Below are 12454 nucleotides of genomic sequence, written 5' to 3'. Positions count from 1 at the left end.
TTGCCTGCGATGGCGGTGGCTCAGCTACAAATGTATTCACTGAGCCTGCGCTATCGCAGGCAGGCCAGCTCCCACAGTGGATCACAAACAAAAAAGCCCGACCTTCGCAGGCCGGGCTTTTTTGTGTCCCGTAAAATCAGGACTGACTGGTAGGCGCCGGGGTTGCCGGCGTTGCAGTCGAGGTAGCAGCAGGCGTCGGTGGAGTGACCGAGTTGGTCGCCGGCGCTGGAGTTGCAGGCTTGGCCACTACCGCTGGCTTTGGCGCTGCTGGTTTTTTGGCTACGGCAGGCTTCTTGGCCGCGGCCGGTTTTGCAGCTGGCTTGGCCGCTGCAGGTTTTGCCGCAGCAGGCTTGGCAGCTGGCTTTGCAGCAACCGGCTTGGCTGCAGGTTTCGCAGCGGCTGGCTTGGCAGCAGGCTTCGCTGCAGCAGGTTTGGCGGCAGCGGTTTTAGCCGCTGGCTTGGCTGCTGCTTTTGCTGCCGGCTTGGCTGCGGGTTTAGCCGCAGGTTTTGCAGCTGCTTTAGCGGCCACTGGTTTAGCGGCAGGCTTGGCGGCCGGTTTAGCCGCCGCGGTTTTAGCCGCAGGCTTGGCTGCCGGTTTTGCAGCAGCTTTGGCAGGCGCCTTGGCCGCTGGCTTGGCTGCCGGTTTGGCGGCGGCCTTGACCAGAGGTTTGGCGGCGGTTTTTGCAGCAGGTTTGGCCGCTGCAGTTTTAGCCGCAGGCTTGGCAGCCGGTTTAGCCGCTGCCGTTTTAGCCGCAACTGGCGCAGCTTTAAGGCCGGTGAGTTTTTCGATTTGCTTGGTCAAGGTATCGACCTTGCTGTGCAGCGCTTTCACTTCAGTACGGCTAGGCACGCCCAGTCGCGAAATGGCACTGTTCAGGCGCTTGTCAAAAGCCCCTTCCAGTTCGCCCCACTTGTCGCTGATACGTGATTTGGCAGAACCGGCGGAAGCCTTTGCCGCATCGACTTGTTTACCCACTGTGCTCTTGGTCAACTTCTCGGCCTTCTCGCCGTCTTTAACCAAAGTCTCGAAGTATTTGCCGCCGTCACTGCTCACCTTCGAGTACACGCCTAAACCAGCCAGCCAGATCTTGCGGGAGTATTTTTCAACTTCCCCGATCCACGAGCTGCCTTCTTTATCAGTAGTCTTTTTAACAGCCATCCCGTTGTCTCCTTAGTGTTTACGCGCGACACGTTCGAGCAATGCCGTCAGCTCATCGAGCTTAGCAGAGAGTGTCTCCACGTCATGTTTAGACGGAATGCCGATCCGATTCAAGGCACTTCCAACACGACTATCAAAAGCTCTTTCAACTTTATCCAGTTGCACTTCGACTCGACCTTTGACGCCGAAGACTTCGCTCTTGACTTGATCAATCTGACTGTTGGCAGCATCAAGTTGTTCAATCACAACTTTTTTGCCTTTACTTTCAACATGTTGACCAGTCTTAACGAGTTCCTTGAAGTACTCGGCGCCCTCGCTGCCGACCTTGGCGTAAGCCCCCAAACCGGCCAGCCAGATCTTGCGGGCATAGGTTTTAACCTCGCTCAGGGTGTTAGTTCCGGTAGCAATTTTTTTCTTCAAAATAACTTTGGCCATGGTGCACCTCACGCATAAAGGGGGGAGGAACTGCCCACAGAAGTTGAGGGCTTGGGCACAAAGTAGGCAGAAAAATTAGAATCGGCACCCTAAGAAGGTCGAAAATCAGGCCAGGGCTTTATCCAGTGCCTTCTCGATTTCGGACTTGATGGTGCCACTCATGGCCGACATCAACAGGCCCAGTTCCACTTCGATGCGCAGGGAATCTTCAGCCACTTTAACGGTACCTTTAACTCCCGAGCGCTTGAGGTTCAGTGTGTCGCCGGCCCACGAAGACTCCAGGCCATATTGCTCCTTGAGTTTGCTCGCCAACTTGTCGGCTTTTTCTCGGGCAGCGTCTTTGCCCAGTGTGTGGGCACGTTCAACCTGTATACGGGCCATTTGAATGACTCCTCGTTATAGAGACTTGTCGACCCGCCATGCGGCAAAAGGTCTCGGTGGCCACCTATCTTACCTTCAGCCTTGCCAAGACAAAGCATGCCTTGGGGATTAGAATGCCCCCATTCTCTTTTGGTGACAGCGATATGACTGATCAGCGCAAAGGCAGCGATGCCGAACCCACCACTCACTTCGGCTTCAAGAACGTCCCGGAAAGCCAGAAAGCGGAAAAAGTCGCCGAGGTGTTCCACTCGGTAGCCGCCAAGTACGACTTGATGAACGACGTGCTGTCCGGCGGCATGCACCGCCTGTGGAAGCGCTTCACCATCGAGTTGTCGGGCGTACGCACCGGCAACCGCGTGCTGGATATCGCCGGCGGTACGGGCGACCTGGCCGCCAAGTTCTCCAAGCTGGTGGGCCCCACCGGCCAGGTGGTATTGGCCGACATCAACGGCTCGATGCTCAAGGTCGGTCGTGATCGCCTGCTGGATAAAGGCGTGGCGGGCAATATCGAGTTCGTCCAGGCCGACGCTGAAAAGCTGCCGTTCCCGGACAACCATTTCGACTGCGTGACCATCGCCTTCGGCCTGCGTAACGTGACCCACAAGGAAGACGCGCTGCGCTCCATGTTGCGCGTACTCAAGCCCGGCGGTCGCCTGCTGGTGCTGGAGTTCTCCAAGCCGACCAACGCGTTGATGTCCAAGGTCTACGACACCTACTCGTTCGCCTTCATGCCGTTGATGGGCAAGCTGATCACCAATGACGCCGAAAGCTACCGTTACCTGGCCGAATCGATCCGCATGCACCCCAACCAGGAAACCCTGAAGTCGATGATGGTAGAGGCCGGTTTCGACCGCGTGACCTACCACAACATGACCTCGGGTATCGTCGCCCTGCACCGCGGCATCAAGCCCTGATGTTGTTCGCGGGCCTTCTCGCCAGCGTTGAACACGGCCTCAACCGTGTCTTGCGCCTGGACAGCACCGCCCTGGCGCGGCTGGCGCACCTGAACGGCAAGATCATCGCCGTCGATTGCACCAGCCCCGCCTTGCAGCTGTTTATCCTGCCCAGCGATGAAGGCCTGTTGCTGGCGTCCCACTGGGCCGCCGATGCCGACTGCACCCTGCGTGCGTCCGGCTCAAGCCTGCTGCGCCTGGCCATGAGCCGGGACAAGACGGCGATCCTCCACGGCCCCGACGTTACGCTCACAGGCGACAGCGCGGTGCTGATGGACCTGGCCGCCGTGCTGCAAGACCTGGAACTGGACTGGGAATACGAGCTGTCACGCTGGCTCGGCCCGGTGGCCACGCAACTGATCAGCGGTCACCTGCGCAGCCGCACCCGCTGGTACCAGCAAGGTTTCGCCAGCCTGAACCAGAACCTCGCCGAATACCTGAGCGAAGAATCGCGCACCTTGGTCGGACAACGGGAAGCCGAAGCGCGCTTTCGCGAACTCGACCAGGCCAAACTCGACCTGGAACGACTTGAGGCGCGCTTCGAGCGCCTGAGCCGCTCCCTTGATTCAAGCGATAACGCATGAAGCTGCTCGCCGTCCGCCGTTTGTTTCGTATCCAGCGCGTCGTAATCCGCTACCGCCTCGATGACCTGCTGTTCGCCTTGCCGCTGCCGTGGTTTCTGCTGGCGGTGCGCTATGTGCTGCCGTGGCGCTGGTTCCCGCGCAAAACCCTCGACCTGAGCCGTGGCGCCCGCCTGCGCCTGGCGTTGCAGGACCTGGGACCGATCTTCATCAAGTTCGGGCAGATCCTCTCCACCCGCCGCGACCTGTTGCCCGAAGACATCGCCGACGAGCTGATGCTGTTGCAGGACCGCGTCCCGCCGTTCGACTCGCAACTGGCGGTCACGCTGATCGAAGAGCAGCTCGGCAAGAAAATCAGCGAAGTGTTCAGCCGCTTCGACATCGCCCCGCTGGCCTCGGCCTCGGTGGCCCAGGTGCATGCCGCGCAGCTCAAAAGCGGCGAAGAAGTGGTGGTGAAGGTCATCCGTCCGGGCCTCAAGCCGATCATCGGCCAGGACCTGGCGTGGCTGTTCATCCTCGCCCGCGCTGCCGAGCGTTTCTCGGCCGATGCACGCCTGCTGCACCCGGTGGACGTGGTGCTGGACTACGAAAAAACCATCTACGACGAACTCGACCTGTTGCGTGAAGCGGCCAACGCCAGCCAGCTCAAGCGCAACTTCGAAGGCTCGCCGTTGCTGTATGTGCCGCAAGTCTACTGGGACTGGTGCCGCCCGAAAGTACTGGTGATGGAGCGCATCTATGGCGTGCAGGTCACCGACCTCGCGACCCTGGCCGACCAGCGCACCGACATGAAGATGCTCGCCGAGCGCGGCGTGGAAATCTTCTTCACCCAGGTGTTCCGCGACAGCTTCTTCCACGCCGACATGCACCCCGGCAACATCTTCGTCAGCACCGTAAACCCGTGGAGCCCGCAGTACATTGCGATCGACTGCGGCATCGTCGGCAGCCTGACCCCGGAAGACCAGGATTACCTGGCGCGCAACCTGTTCGCTTTCTTCAAGCGTGACTACCGCCGCGTGGCGCAGTTGCACATCGATTCGGGCTGGGTGCCGGCAGAAACCAAACTCAACGAATTCGAAGCGGCGATCCGCACCGTGTGCGAGCCGATCTTTGAAAAACCGTTAAAAGATATTTCCTTCGGCCAGGTGCTGATGCGCCTGTTCCAGACCGCGCGGCGCTTCAATATGGAAGTGCAGCCGCAGTTGGTGCTGTTGCAAAAGACCCTGCTGAACATCGAAGGCCTGGGCCGCCAGCTCTACCCGGACCTCGACCTGTGGAACACCGCCCAGCCATTCCTCGAGCGCTGGATGCGTGACCGTGTCAGCCCGAAAACCCTGCTGGGCAACCTGCAAAGCCAGGTCGAGCAACTGCCGCACCTGGCCAACATGACCCGCGACCTGCTGGAGCGCATGTCCCAGCCCCACGCCAAGGACCCGGCGCCGCCGTGGCACAAGCGCAAGGACGACTGGTTCCTGCGCCTGCTGGGCGCCGCGCACCTGGTGGGCGGTACGATACTGGCCGCCGGCGGTCCGCTGAATGAACTGGGCCATTGGCCGGCTGGCATTATGGTCGCCGTGGGCGTGTATCTGATCGTGCGTCGATAGCCAATCCGGTTATACACTGTCGCAAATTGCCGGAGCCGAAAATGAAAGACTGGCTGGACGAGATCAAGTGGGACAGTGACGGCCTGGTGCCGGCCATTGCCCAGGACTACAAGACCGGGCGCGTACTGATGATGGCCTGGATGAACCGCGAGGCCCTGAGCCTGACCGCCGCCGAGAACCGCGCCATTTACTGGTCACGTTCCCGTGGCAAACTGTGGCGCAAGGGCGAAGAGTCCGGGCACGTGCAAACCCTGCATGAGATGCGCATCGACTGCGACGCCGATGTGGTGATCCTCAAGGTCGAACAGATTGGCGACATCGCCTGTCACACCGGCCGTCACAGCTGCTTCTACCGCGTGTTTGAAAACGGCGAGTGGAAGACCGTCGAGCCCGTACTCAAAGATCCGCACGCTATCTATTCGGCAGGACACTGACCATGAGCGATACCCTCAACCGTGTGGCCCAGGTGCTGGAAGACCGCAAAGGCGCGGACGCTGACAGCTCTTATGTCGCCAGCCTGTACCACAAGGGTCTGAACAAGATTCTGGAAAAACTCGGCGAAGAATCCGTCGAGACAATTATTGCTGCCAAGGACGCGCAAATCAGCGGCGACTGCAGCGACGTGATCTACGAAACTGCCGACTTGTGGTTCCACAGTCTGGTCATGCTCGCCCAACTGGGGCAGCATCCACAGGCAGTGCTTGATGAACTGGACCGTCGCTTCGGCTTGTCCGGGCATGCCGAAAAGGCCTCGCGCCCGTCCGCCTGACCAACTTTTACAGAGGAATTGCAGCATGGGCATTTTTGACTGGAAACACTGGATCGTCATTCTTGTGGTCGTTGTGCTGGTGTTCGGCACCAAGAAACTGAAAAACCTCGGCACCGACGTCGGTGAATCGATCAAGGGCTTTCGCAAGGCCATGAACGACGACGAAAAGCCTGCCGACCCGGTCGTCAACCCGGTGCCACCGGCGCAGCCTGTGCACCCGCAGGCCACTCAGCCGATCACTGAACGTCGCACCTTCGACGTACAGGCCGAGCACGTCAAAGAGCAGAACCAAAAAGACTCGTGAGTACTGAATAATGTTTGGTATCAGCTTCTCTGAACTGCTGCTCGTCGGCCTCGTGGCCCTGCTGGTACTGGGGCCGGAACGCCTGCCCGGTGCCGCGCGCACGGCCGGCCTGTGGATCGGGCGCCTGAAACGCAGTTTCAACGCCATCAAACAGGAAGTTGAACGGGAAATCGGCGCCGACGAGATTCGCCGGCAACTGCACAACGAACACATTCTGTCGTTGGAGCAAGAGGCACGGAAGATTCTCTCGCCGGTACAGGAAACGCCCAAGCCGGTTGAACCTGTGGCCGAGCACTCGATTGCACCGGCTGCCGCGCCCGCGCCTGCACCGGTCGCTGACCCCGTGCACGCCGCCGAGCCTGCGCCCGCAGCGCCCGTGACCCCGACCGAACCCGCGCCGACGCCTGCCGTGTCGCCCGCGCCCCACGACCCTACATTGCCGCCGCGAGCCCCATGAGCGCTGATAAACCGGAAACCGACCAGCACATGCCACTGGTCTCGCACCTCACCGAGTTGCGCACCCGCCTGCTGCGCTGTGTCGCGGCGATCTTCATCATCTTTGCCGGACTGTTTGCCTTCACCCAGCAGATCTACACTTTCGTCTCCACGCCGCTGCGCAATTACTTGCCGGCCGGCGCGACGATGATCGCCACCGACGTGTCGTCGCCGTTCCTCACGCCGTTGAAGCTGACGATGATGGTCTCGCTGTTCCTGGCGATCCCGGTGATCCTGCATCAGATCTGGGGCTTTATTGCGCCGGGCCTGTACAAGCATGAAAAACGCATCGCCGTGCCACTGCTGGTGTCGAGCATCCTGCTGTTCTACACCGGGATGGCCTTCGCGTACTTCCTGGTGTTCCCGCTGATCTTCAAGTTCTTCGCCGCCGCCACCCCGGCCGGTGTGGAGATGATGACCGACATCACCAGCTACCTCGACTTCGTGATGACGCTGTTCTTCGCCTTTGGCGTAGCGTTCGAAATCCCGGTGGCCGTGGTGCTGCTGGTGTGGATCGGCGTGGTCGACGTCAAATACCTGAAGAAGATCCGCCCGTACGTGATCATCGGCTGCTTCGTGGTCGGCATGATCCTGACGCCGCCAGACATCTTTTCCCAGACGTTGCTGGCCGTGCCGATGTGGATGCTGTTCGAGATTGGCATCCTGTTTGGCAGCCTGGTGAGCAAGCGCGGCGATCACCCGGATGACCAACCCGCCGACGACGACCAGCCGCCAGCGACCCAGCCGTGAACCTGCTGCTGCTTGAGGAGGCCGACTTTATCGCGGCCGACCGGGTGGTGCTGCGTGATCGGCGCCTGGTGCATATGCAGGAAGTCCACCGTGCCGCGGTAGGCGACAGCCTGCGGGTCGGGCGCATTGGCGGGCTGATGGGCAATGCTCAGTTGCTGCGCCTGGAGTCTCAGGAAGCCGAACTGGCAGTGACCTTCGACCAGCCGCCGCCGGCCAAACTGCCCCTGACCCTGCTACTGGCCCTGCCCCGCCCGAAGATGCTGCGCCGGGTGCTGCAAACCGTGGCCTCCATGGGTGTGCCTCGGGTGGTGCTGGTGAACAGCTACCGCGTGGAAAAGAGCTTCTGGCAGACGCCCTTCCTGGAGCCGGAAGCGATTCGCGAACAACTGATCCTTGGCCTGGAACAATCCCGGGACACCGTGCTGCCCGAGATCGTGATCGAAAAGCGCTTCAAACCGTTCGTCGAAGACCGCCTGCCTGCCCTGGCGCAAGGCACCCTCGGCCTGATCGGCCACCCAGGTGACTATCCACCCTGCCCTCGCGGTCTGGCTGAGCCGGTCACGCTGGCGATCGGCCCGGAAGGCGGCTGGATTCCCTATGAAGTGGATCTGCTGGCCAAGGCCGGGTTGCAGCCAGTGCAACTGGGGGCTCGCATCCTGAGGGTCGAAACCGCTGTTACCGCGCTGCTCTCAAGACTCTTCTAAATCCCAATGTGGCGAGGGAGCTTGCTGTGGTGGGGGAGCTTGCTGTGGCGAGGGAGCTTGCTCCCGCTGGAGTGCGCAGCGCTCCCAGGATTTTGGGGCCGCTACGCAGCCCAGCGGGAGCAAGCTCCCTCGCCACAGCAAGCTCCCTCGCCACTAAAGCCCCCTCACCACAACAAGCTCCCTCACCACAAACGCCATCCCGCCTACAGAATCCAATGTCCCTGCCGATAGCCTCTGAATAAGTCCAAGCCTTGTTCCAGGGGAGTTCGCAGCATGTATCGTTGGTTAGCCGAGAAACTGGGGAATGTAAGCGTCAACCGTAAGCTGGGCATAGGCTTCGGCCTGGTATTGATCCTGACCCTGCTGATCACCTTTACCGGCTGGACCGGCCTGAGTGGCGTGATCAGCCGCGGCGACAAGCTGGGCTATATTTCCAGCCTCAACGGGCTGACCAAGGACCTGCGCCTGGCGCGCCTGGACTTCGAAATGCGCCGTGGCGAACAAGGCACCGGCGCGGTCAACGACTTGATCACACAACTGGACACGGGCCTGAAAACCGCCGCAGAGCTGATCGAGCAACCCGACGACAAGCTCCTCGTGGAGCAACAACAGGACGCCCTGGGCCAATACAAAAAAGCCTTTGGCACCATGGTCCAGGCCGGCCTCAAGCGTGAAGGCGCCCGCAGCAAGCTGGGCGATACCGCCGACAACGCCGTGGCAAAAACCAACGAAGTGGAAAAATCCCTGCTGCAAGGCGACAGCGTCACCCTGTTCAACAGCGTGGTCGACCTGAGCAAACTGATCCAGCAGGCGCGCTTCCAGGTGCGTGGCTACACCTACAGCGGCAAGGTCGAAGCCGAACAGCCAGCCCTGGACGCCATCGACAACGCCCTGAAAAAAATCACCGACCTCAACGGCCAGTTGCCGGAGCAATACCAGGCCAACCTGCAGGAGGCCAGCGTATCACTGCAGGCCTACCGCTCTGCCGTCAGCCAGTACCGCGATTCCCAGGTGGCTTCCGCTGCCGCGACGAAAATCATGGCCGAGCAAGGCGATATCCTGCTCGACCGCAGCAATAAACTCACCCTCTCGCAAACCGTGGTGCGTGACACCGACACCGCCCACGCCAAGAACCTGCTGCTACTGGCCACCGCCCTGGCACTGGCCTTCGGCATACTCGCCGCCTGGGCCATCACCCGGCAGATTGTTATCCCGCTGAGCCAGACCCTCAAAGTCGCCGAGCGGGTAGCGGCCGGTGACCTCAGCCACAATTTGATCTCCGAACGCCGCGATGAGCTGGGCCAACTGCAGCGGTCCATGCAAAGCATGACCGTAGGCCTGCGGGAACTGATCGGCGGTATCAGCGACGGCGTCACCCAGATCGCCAGCGCCGCCGAACAACTGTCGGCCGTCACCGAGCAGACCAGCGCCGGGGTCAACAGCCAGAAGGTCGAGACCGACCAGGTGGCCACCGCCATGAATGAAATGGCCGCCACCGTGCAAGAAGTTGCCCGTAACGCCGAAGAAGCCTCCGAGGCCGCCGTAGCCGCCGACCAGCAGGCCCGCGAAGGCGACAAGGTGGTGGGTGAGGCGATCGCCCAGATCGAGCGCCTGGCCAGCGAGGTGGGCAACTCCACCGAAGCCATGGGCCATCTCAAGCGCGAGAGCGACAAGATTGGCAGCGTGCTGGACGTGATCAAGTCCGTGGCCCAGCAAACCAACCTGCTGGCCCTCAACGCGGCGATTGAAGCCGCCCGTGCCGGTGAAGCCGGGCGCGGTTTTGCGGTGGTCGCCGATGAAGTGCGCAGCCTGGCCCAGCGCACGCAGAAGTCCACCGAGGAAATCGAAGAGCTGATCGTCGGCCTGCAAAGTGGCACCCAGCAAGTGGCGACCATCATGGACAACAGCCGCAACCTCACCGACAGCAGCGTCGAGCTGACCCGCCGGGCCGGCAACGCCCTGGAGAACATCACCCGCACCGTTTCGACCATCCAGGCGATGAACCAGCAGATCGCCACCGCCGCCGAGCAACAAAGCGCCGTGGCTGAAGAGATCAACCGCAGCGTGCTTAACGTGCGGGATGTTTCCGAGCAGACCTCGGCAGCCAGCGAAGAAACCGCCGCTTCCAGCGCTGAACTGGCACGGCTGGGGATTTACCTGCAAACCCTGGTAGGCCGCTTCAAGGTCTGACCCGCGCGCGGCGGCCATCAGGGCCGCCGCCACGACAACTTGTGAAATTTCCTACGCGCTTTTCAGGTCGTGGATTACACACCTGGCGCCGAATAAAAGTAGCGTTTCAACTCCTCCTGACCTCTTCAGCCGGACGCTCGAAACGCTCCTTTTATTCGTTGGAGGTCCACATGCTTCGTCCACTGACCCGCCTGCTTGGAAACATCAGCATCAGCGTCAAACTTGCCCTGGGCTTTGGCCTGGTGCTTAGCCTCAGCCTCATCATCGCGGCAACGGGCTGGCAAGCCTTGAACGCCTCACTCAATCGCTCACAAAAGCTCACGACCCTCTCGCAATTAGCCGTTGTCGGTGAAGAGCTGCGTGCTGATCGCATTGTCTATCGCACGCTCAACGACCCCGCCAGCCTGTCCAAGATCGAGCAGCACATGGACAAGATCGACCAGTTTCTGGTGGATCTTTCCCCACGATTTACCGACCTGATCAATCAGCAGCAGTTGCAGGAAAGCCGACGCTTTGTCACCAGCTTCAAAACGGCCCTCAGCGGCCTGGAGGGGCTGACCAAACAACGCGAGAACGCCCGCGAACAGCTCAAGCGCAGCTCAGTCCAGAGCAGTGACACCCTCTCTGAACTGTCCAGCAACCTGCCCAATCAGGACGACGAAAAGTCCCTCGACGCCGTAGAACAATTGCGCCGGGCCATGGAGCAAGCCGAGGACCGCGCCGAAAGCCCCGCTTGGGCCGCCGCGTCACTGGACGCCTATGCCAACGGCCTGAATGATGCGCTGCTGGCGCTGGATGGCGCTCAAGCGGCTGTAAGCGCGCTACCGGTTGATGCCAGCGCCCTTAGAACCGCACTGCTCGGCTTTCGGACTCACCTGACACGCCTCAAGGAGGCCCAAGTGACCACCGAAACCACCCAGAACCAGCTTGAGCAATGGGTGGATCAGTTACTCAAGCAAAGCGACCTGTTGAGCCAGGACCAAACCACCAAACGTGACACGGAGGCCGGCCTCGCCCGTACCCTGCTGCTCAACGTCAGCGCGCTGGCGCTGTTGCTCGGCATCGTGGCCGCCTGGCTGATCGCCCGCCAGATCGTCGCGCCGCTGCGCCAGGCCCTCCACGTGGCCAACCGGATTGCCGAAGGTGACCTGAGCCACGACATCCAGACCTCACGTCAGGATGAACTGGGGCAGTTGCAGCGCAGCATCGGGCAAATGACCCTCAACCTGCGGGGCTTGATCAGCGGCATCGGCGACAGCGCCCAACAGATCGCCAGTGCCGCCGAACAACTGTCTGCCGTCACCGAACAGACCCGCGCCGGGGTCGATGGGCAGAAACAGGAAACGGAACAGGTGGCCACTGCGATGAACGAAATGCTCGCCACCTCCCAGGAAGTCGCGCGCCATGCCGAGCAAGCTTCACTGGCCGCTGCCGAGGCAGACCAACAGGCGGGCCAGGGTGATCAGGTGGTCGCCGAGGCCATTACCCAGATTGAGCAGCTGGCTCAGGAGATGCTCCGTTCAAGCCAGGCCATGCAAGGGTTGCAACAGGAGAGCCGGAAGATCGGCAGCGTACTGGAGGTGATCAAGTCAGTCTCGGAGCAGACCAATCTCCTGGCCCTCAACGCAGCGATCGAAGCGGCCCGCGCCGGCGAGGCCGGCCGAGGGTTTGCCGTGGTCGCCGATGAAGTGCGCAGCCTGGCGCAACGTACCCAGCAATCGGCCGAGGAAATCGAGGAACTGATCAGCGGCCTGCACCGAGGTACGCAGCAGGTTGCGGACATCATGGACAGCAGCCGCAGCCTCACCGACAACAGCGTGCAACTGACCCGTCGCGCAGGCGACGCCTTGGCCGGTATCACCCGGACCGTGTCGGTTATCCAGGAGATGAACCCACAGATTGCCGCCGCTGCCGAAGAGCAGACCGCAGTGGCAGAGGAGATCAACCGCAGTGTGCTGAAGGTCAAGGATGTGTCGGAACAGACCTCGGCCGCGAGCCAGGAGACGGCGGCGGCCAGTGTCGAACTGGCGCGCCTGGGCGCGGATTTGCAGGTGTGGGTGGGCAAGTTCAAGGTCTGAAGAAGCCCGCTGCCGACTGTGGGGAGGGTGCTTGCTGTGGCGAGGGAGCTT

14 protein-coding genes and 1 pseudogene are annotated in these 12454 nt (G+C 61.3%); 12 read left to right on the top strand and 3 right to left on the bottom strand.

The genetic code is table 11. The features are described from left to right. Positions 1–136: 136 nt before the first annotated feature. The 3 genes from HX875_RS01575 to HX875_RS01565 form a co-directional block, all read right to left on the bottom strand. Positions 137–1159 carry a phasin family protein gene (locus tag HX875_RS01575; RefSeq protein ID WP_177041097.1) on the bottom strand — a complete coding sequence of 341 codons (1023 nt, stop codon included), beginning with the start codon at positions 1157–1159 and terminating at the stop codon, positions 137–139. Positions 1160–1171: 12 nt separating this feature from the next. Then, positions 1172–1594, bottom strand: coding sequence for a phasin family protein (locus HX875_RS01570; protein ID WP_177041095.1), 423 nt, complete (start codon positions 1592–1594; stop codon positions 1172–1174). 105 nt (positions 1595–1699) lie between these two features. Next, positions 1700–1975 (bottom strand): polyhydroxyalkanoic acid system family protein, encoded by a 276-nt coding sequence (locus HX875_RS01565; protein ID WP_008439272.1) that lies wholly within the window; start codon positions 1973–1975, stop codon positions 1700–1702. A 143-nt stretch (positions 1976–2118) separates the two neighbouring features. Between HX875_RS01565 and ubiE the strand changes: the two genes are divergently transcribed. The 12 genes and pseudogenes from ubiE (at position 2119) to HX875_RS01510 (ending at position 12403) form a co-directional block, all read left to right on the top strand. Then, positions 2119–2889 carry a bifunctional demethylmenaquinone methyltransferase/2-methoxy-6-polyprenyl-1,4-benzoquinol methylase UbiE gene (gene ubiE / locus HX875_RS01560; RefSeq protein ID WP_003209306.1) on the top strand — a complete coding sequence of 257 codons (771 nt, stop codon included), beginning with the start codon at positions 2119–2121 and terminating at the stop codon, positions 2887–2889. Then, a complete protein-coding gene (locus HX875_RS01555; RefSeq protein WP_177041093.1) occupies positions 2889–3512 on the top strand; it encodes a ubiquinone biosynthesis accessory factor UbiJ in 624 nt (207 codons plus the stop codon). The genes ubiE and HX875_RS01555 overlap by 1 nt, the downstream gene beginning before the upstream one ends. Then, entirely contained in the window at positions 3509–5113 is a 1605-nt protein-coding gene (gene ubiB, locus HX875_RS01550; RefSeq protein WP_177041091.1) for a ubiquinone biosynthesis regulatory protein kinase UbiB, read from the top strand. The genes HX875_RS01555 and ubiB overlap by 4 nt, the downstream gene beginning before the upstream one ends. Positions 5114–5154: 41 nt before the next feature. After that, positions 5155–5547, top strand: a complete 393-nt coding sequence (gene hisI, locus HX875_RS01545; protein WP_010169173.1) for a phosphoribosyl-AMP cyclohydrolase — start codon at positions 5155–5157, stop codon at positions 5545–5547. Between the two features lie 2 nt (positions 5548–5549). After that, on the top strand, positions 5550–5882 hold the full coding sequence (locus HX875_RS01540; protein WP_003209299.1) for a phosphoribosyl-ATP diphosphatase: 333 nt from the start codon (positions 5550–5552) through the stop codon (positions 5880–5882). A gap of 25 nt (positions 5883–5907) precedes the next feature. Further along, a complete protein-coding gene (locus tag HX875_RS01535) occupies positions 5908–6186 on the top strand; it encodes a twin-arginine translocase TatA/TatE family subunit (RefSeq protein ID WP_017478213.1) in 279 nt (92 codons plus the stop codon). A gap of 10 nt (positions 6187–6196) precedes the next feature. Further along, positions 6197–6643 carry a Sec-independent protein translocase protein TatB gene (tatB, locus tag HX875_RS01530; RefSeq protein WP_177041089.1) on the top strand — a complete coding sequence of 149 codons (447 nt, stop codon included), beginning with the start codon at positions 6197–6199 and terminating at the stop codon, positions 6641–6643. Beyond that, entirely contained in the window at positions 6640–7431 is a 792-nt protein-coding gene (tatC, locus tag HX875_RS01525; protein WP_003209295.1) for a twin-arginine translocase subunit TatC, read from the top strand. Before tatB ends, tatC begins: the two co-directional genes overlap by 4 nt. After that, positions 7428–8135, top strand: coding sequence for a 16S rRNA (uracil(1498)-N(3))-methyltransferase (locus tag HX875_RS01520; protein ID WP_177041087.1), 708 nt, complete (start codon positions 7428–7430; stop codon positions 8133–8135). The genes tatC and HX875_RS01520 overlap by 4 nt, the downstream gene beginning before the upstream one ends. A gap of 273 nt (positions 8136–8408) precedes the next feature. Further along, positions 8409–9467 (top strand): annotated as a pseudogene (locus HX875_RS33040) (methyl-accepting chemotaxis protein); the annotation flags it as partial. Continuing rightward, on the top strand, positions 9453–10325 hold the full coding sequence (locus HX875_RS33035) for a methyl-accepting chemotaxis protein (protein WP_371317246.1): 873 nt from the start codon (positions 9453–9455) through the stop codon (positions 10323–10325). The pseudogene HX875_RS33040 and the gene HX875_RS33035, both read left to right, overlap by 15 nt. Positions 10326–10495: 170 nt before the next feature. Next, entirely contained in the window at positions 10496–12403 is a 1908-nt protein-coding gene (locus HX875_RS01510) for a HAMP domain-containing methyl-accepting chemotaxis protein (protein ID WP_177041083.1), read from the top strand. The last annotated feature ends 51 nt before the right edge of the window (positions 12404–12454 follow it).

This window comes from Pseudomonas yamanorum (genome assembly GCF_013386765.1).
GTDB classification, from domain to species: Bacteria; Pseudomonadota; Gammaproteobacteria; order Pseudomonadales; family Pseudomonadaceae; genus Aquipseudomonas; species Aquipseudomonas yamanorum_A.
This window is presented reverse-complemented; position numbering and strand designations above follow the sequence as displayed.

Excerpts from the sequence above, each read along its gene's own strand:
- HX875_RS01575 (WP_177041097.1), bottom strand. The coding sequence starts at position 1,159 with ATGGCTGTTAAAAAGACTACTGATAAAGAAGGCAGCTCGTGGATCGGG.
- HX875_RS01570 (WP_177041095.1), bottom strand. The coding sequence starts at position 1,594 with ATGGCCAAAGTTATTTTGAAGAAAAAAATTGCTACCGGAACTAACACC.
- HX875_RS01565 (WP_008439272.1), bottom strand. The coding sequence starts at position 1,975 with ATGGCCCGTATACAGGTTGAACGTGCCCACACACTGGGCAAAGACGCT.
- ubiE (WP_003209306.1), top strand. The coding sequence starts at position 2,119 with ATGACTGATCAGCGCAAAGGCAGCGATGCCGAACCCACCACTCACTTC.
- HX875_RS01555 (WP_177041093.1), top strand. The coding sequence starts at position 2,889 with ATGTTGTTCGCGGGCCTTCTCGCCAGCGTTGAACACGGCCTCAACCGT.
- ubiB (WP_177041091.1), top strand. The coding sequence starts at position 3,509 with ATGAAGCTGCTCGCCGTCCGCCGTTTGTTTCGTATCCAGCGCGTCGTA.
- hisI (WP_010169173.1), top strand. The coding sequence starts at position 5,155 with ATGAAAGACTGGCTGGACGAGATCAAGTGGGACAGTGACGGCCTGGTG.
- HX875_RS01540 (WP_003209299.1), top strand. The coding sequence starts at position 5,550 with ATGAGCGATACCCTCAACCGTGTGGCCCAGGTGCTGGAAGACCGCAAA.
- HX875_RS01535 (WP_017478213.1), top strand. The coding sequence starts at position 5,908 with ATGGGCATTTTTGACTGGAAACACTGGATCGTCATTCTTGTGGTCGTT.
- tatB (WP_177041089.1), top strand. The coding sequence starts at position 6,197 with ATGTTTGGTATCAGCTTCTCTGAACTGCTGCTCGTCGGCCTCGTGGCC.
- tatC (WP_003209295.1), top strand. The coding sequence starts at position 6,640 with ATGAGCGCTGATAAACCGGAAACCGACCAGCACATGCCACTGGTCTCG.
- HX875_RS33035 (WP_371317246.1), top strand. The coding sequence starts at position 9,453 with ATGCAAAGCATGACCGTAGGCCTGCGGGAACTGATCGGCGGTATCAGC.
- HX875_RS01510 (WP_177041083.1), top strand. The coding sequence starts at position 10,496 with ATGCTTCGTCCACTGACCCGCCTGCTTGGAAACATCAGCATCAGCGTC.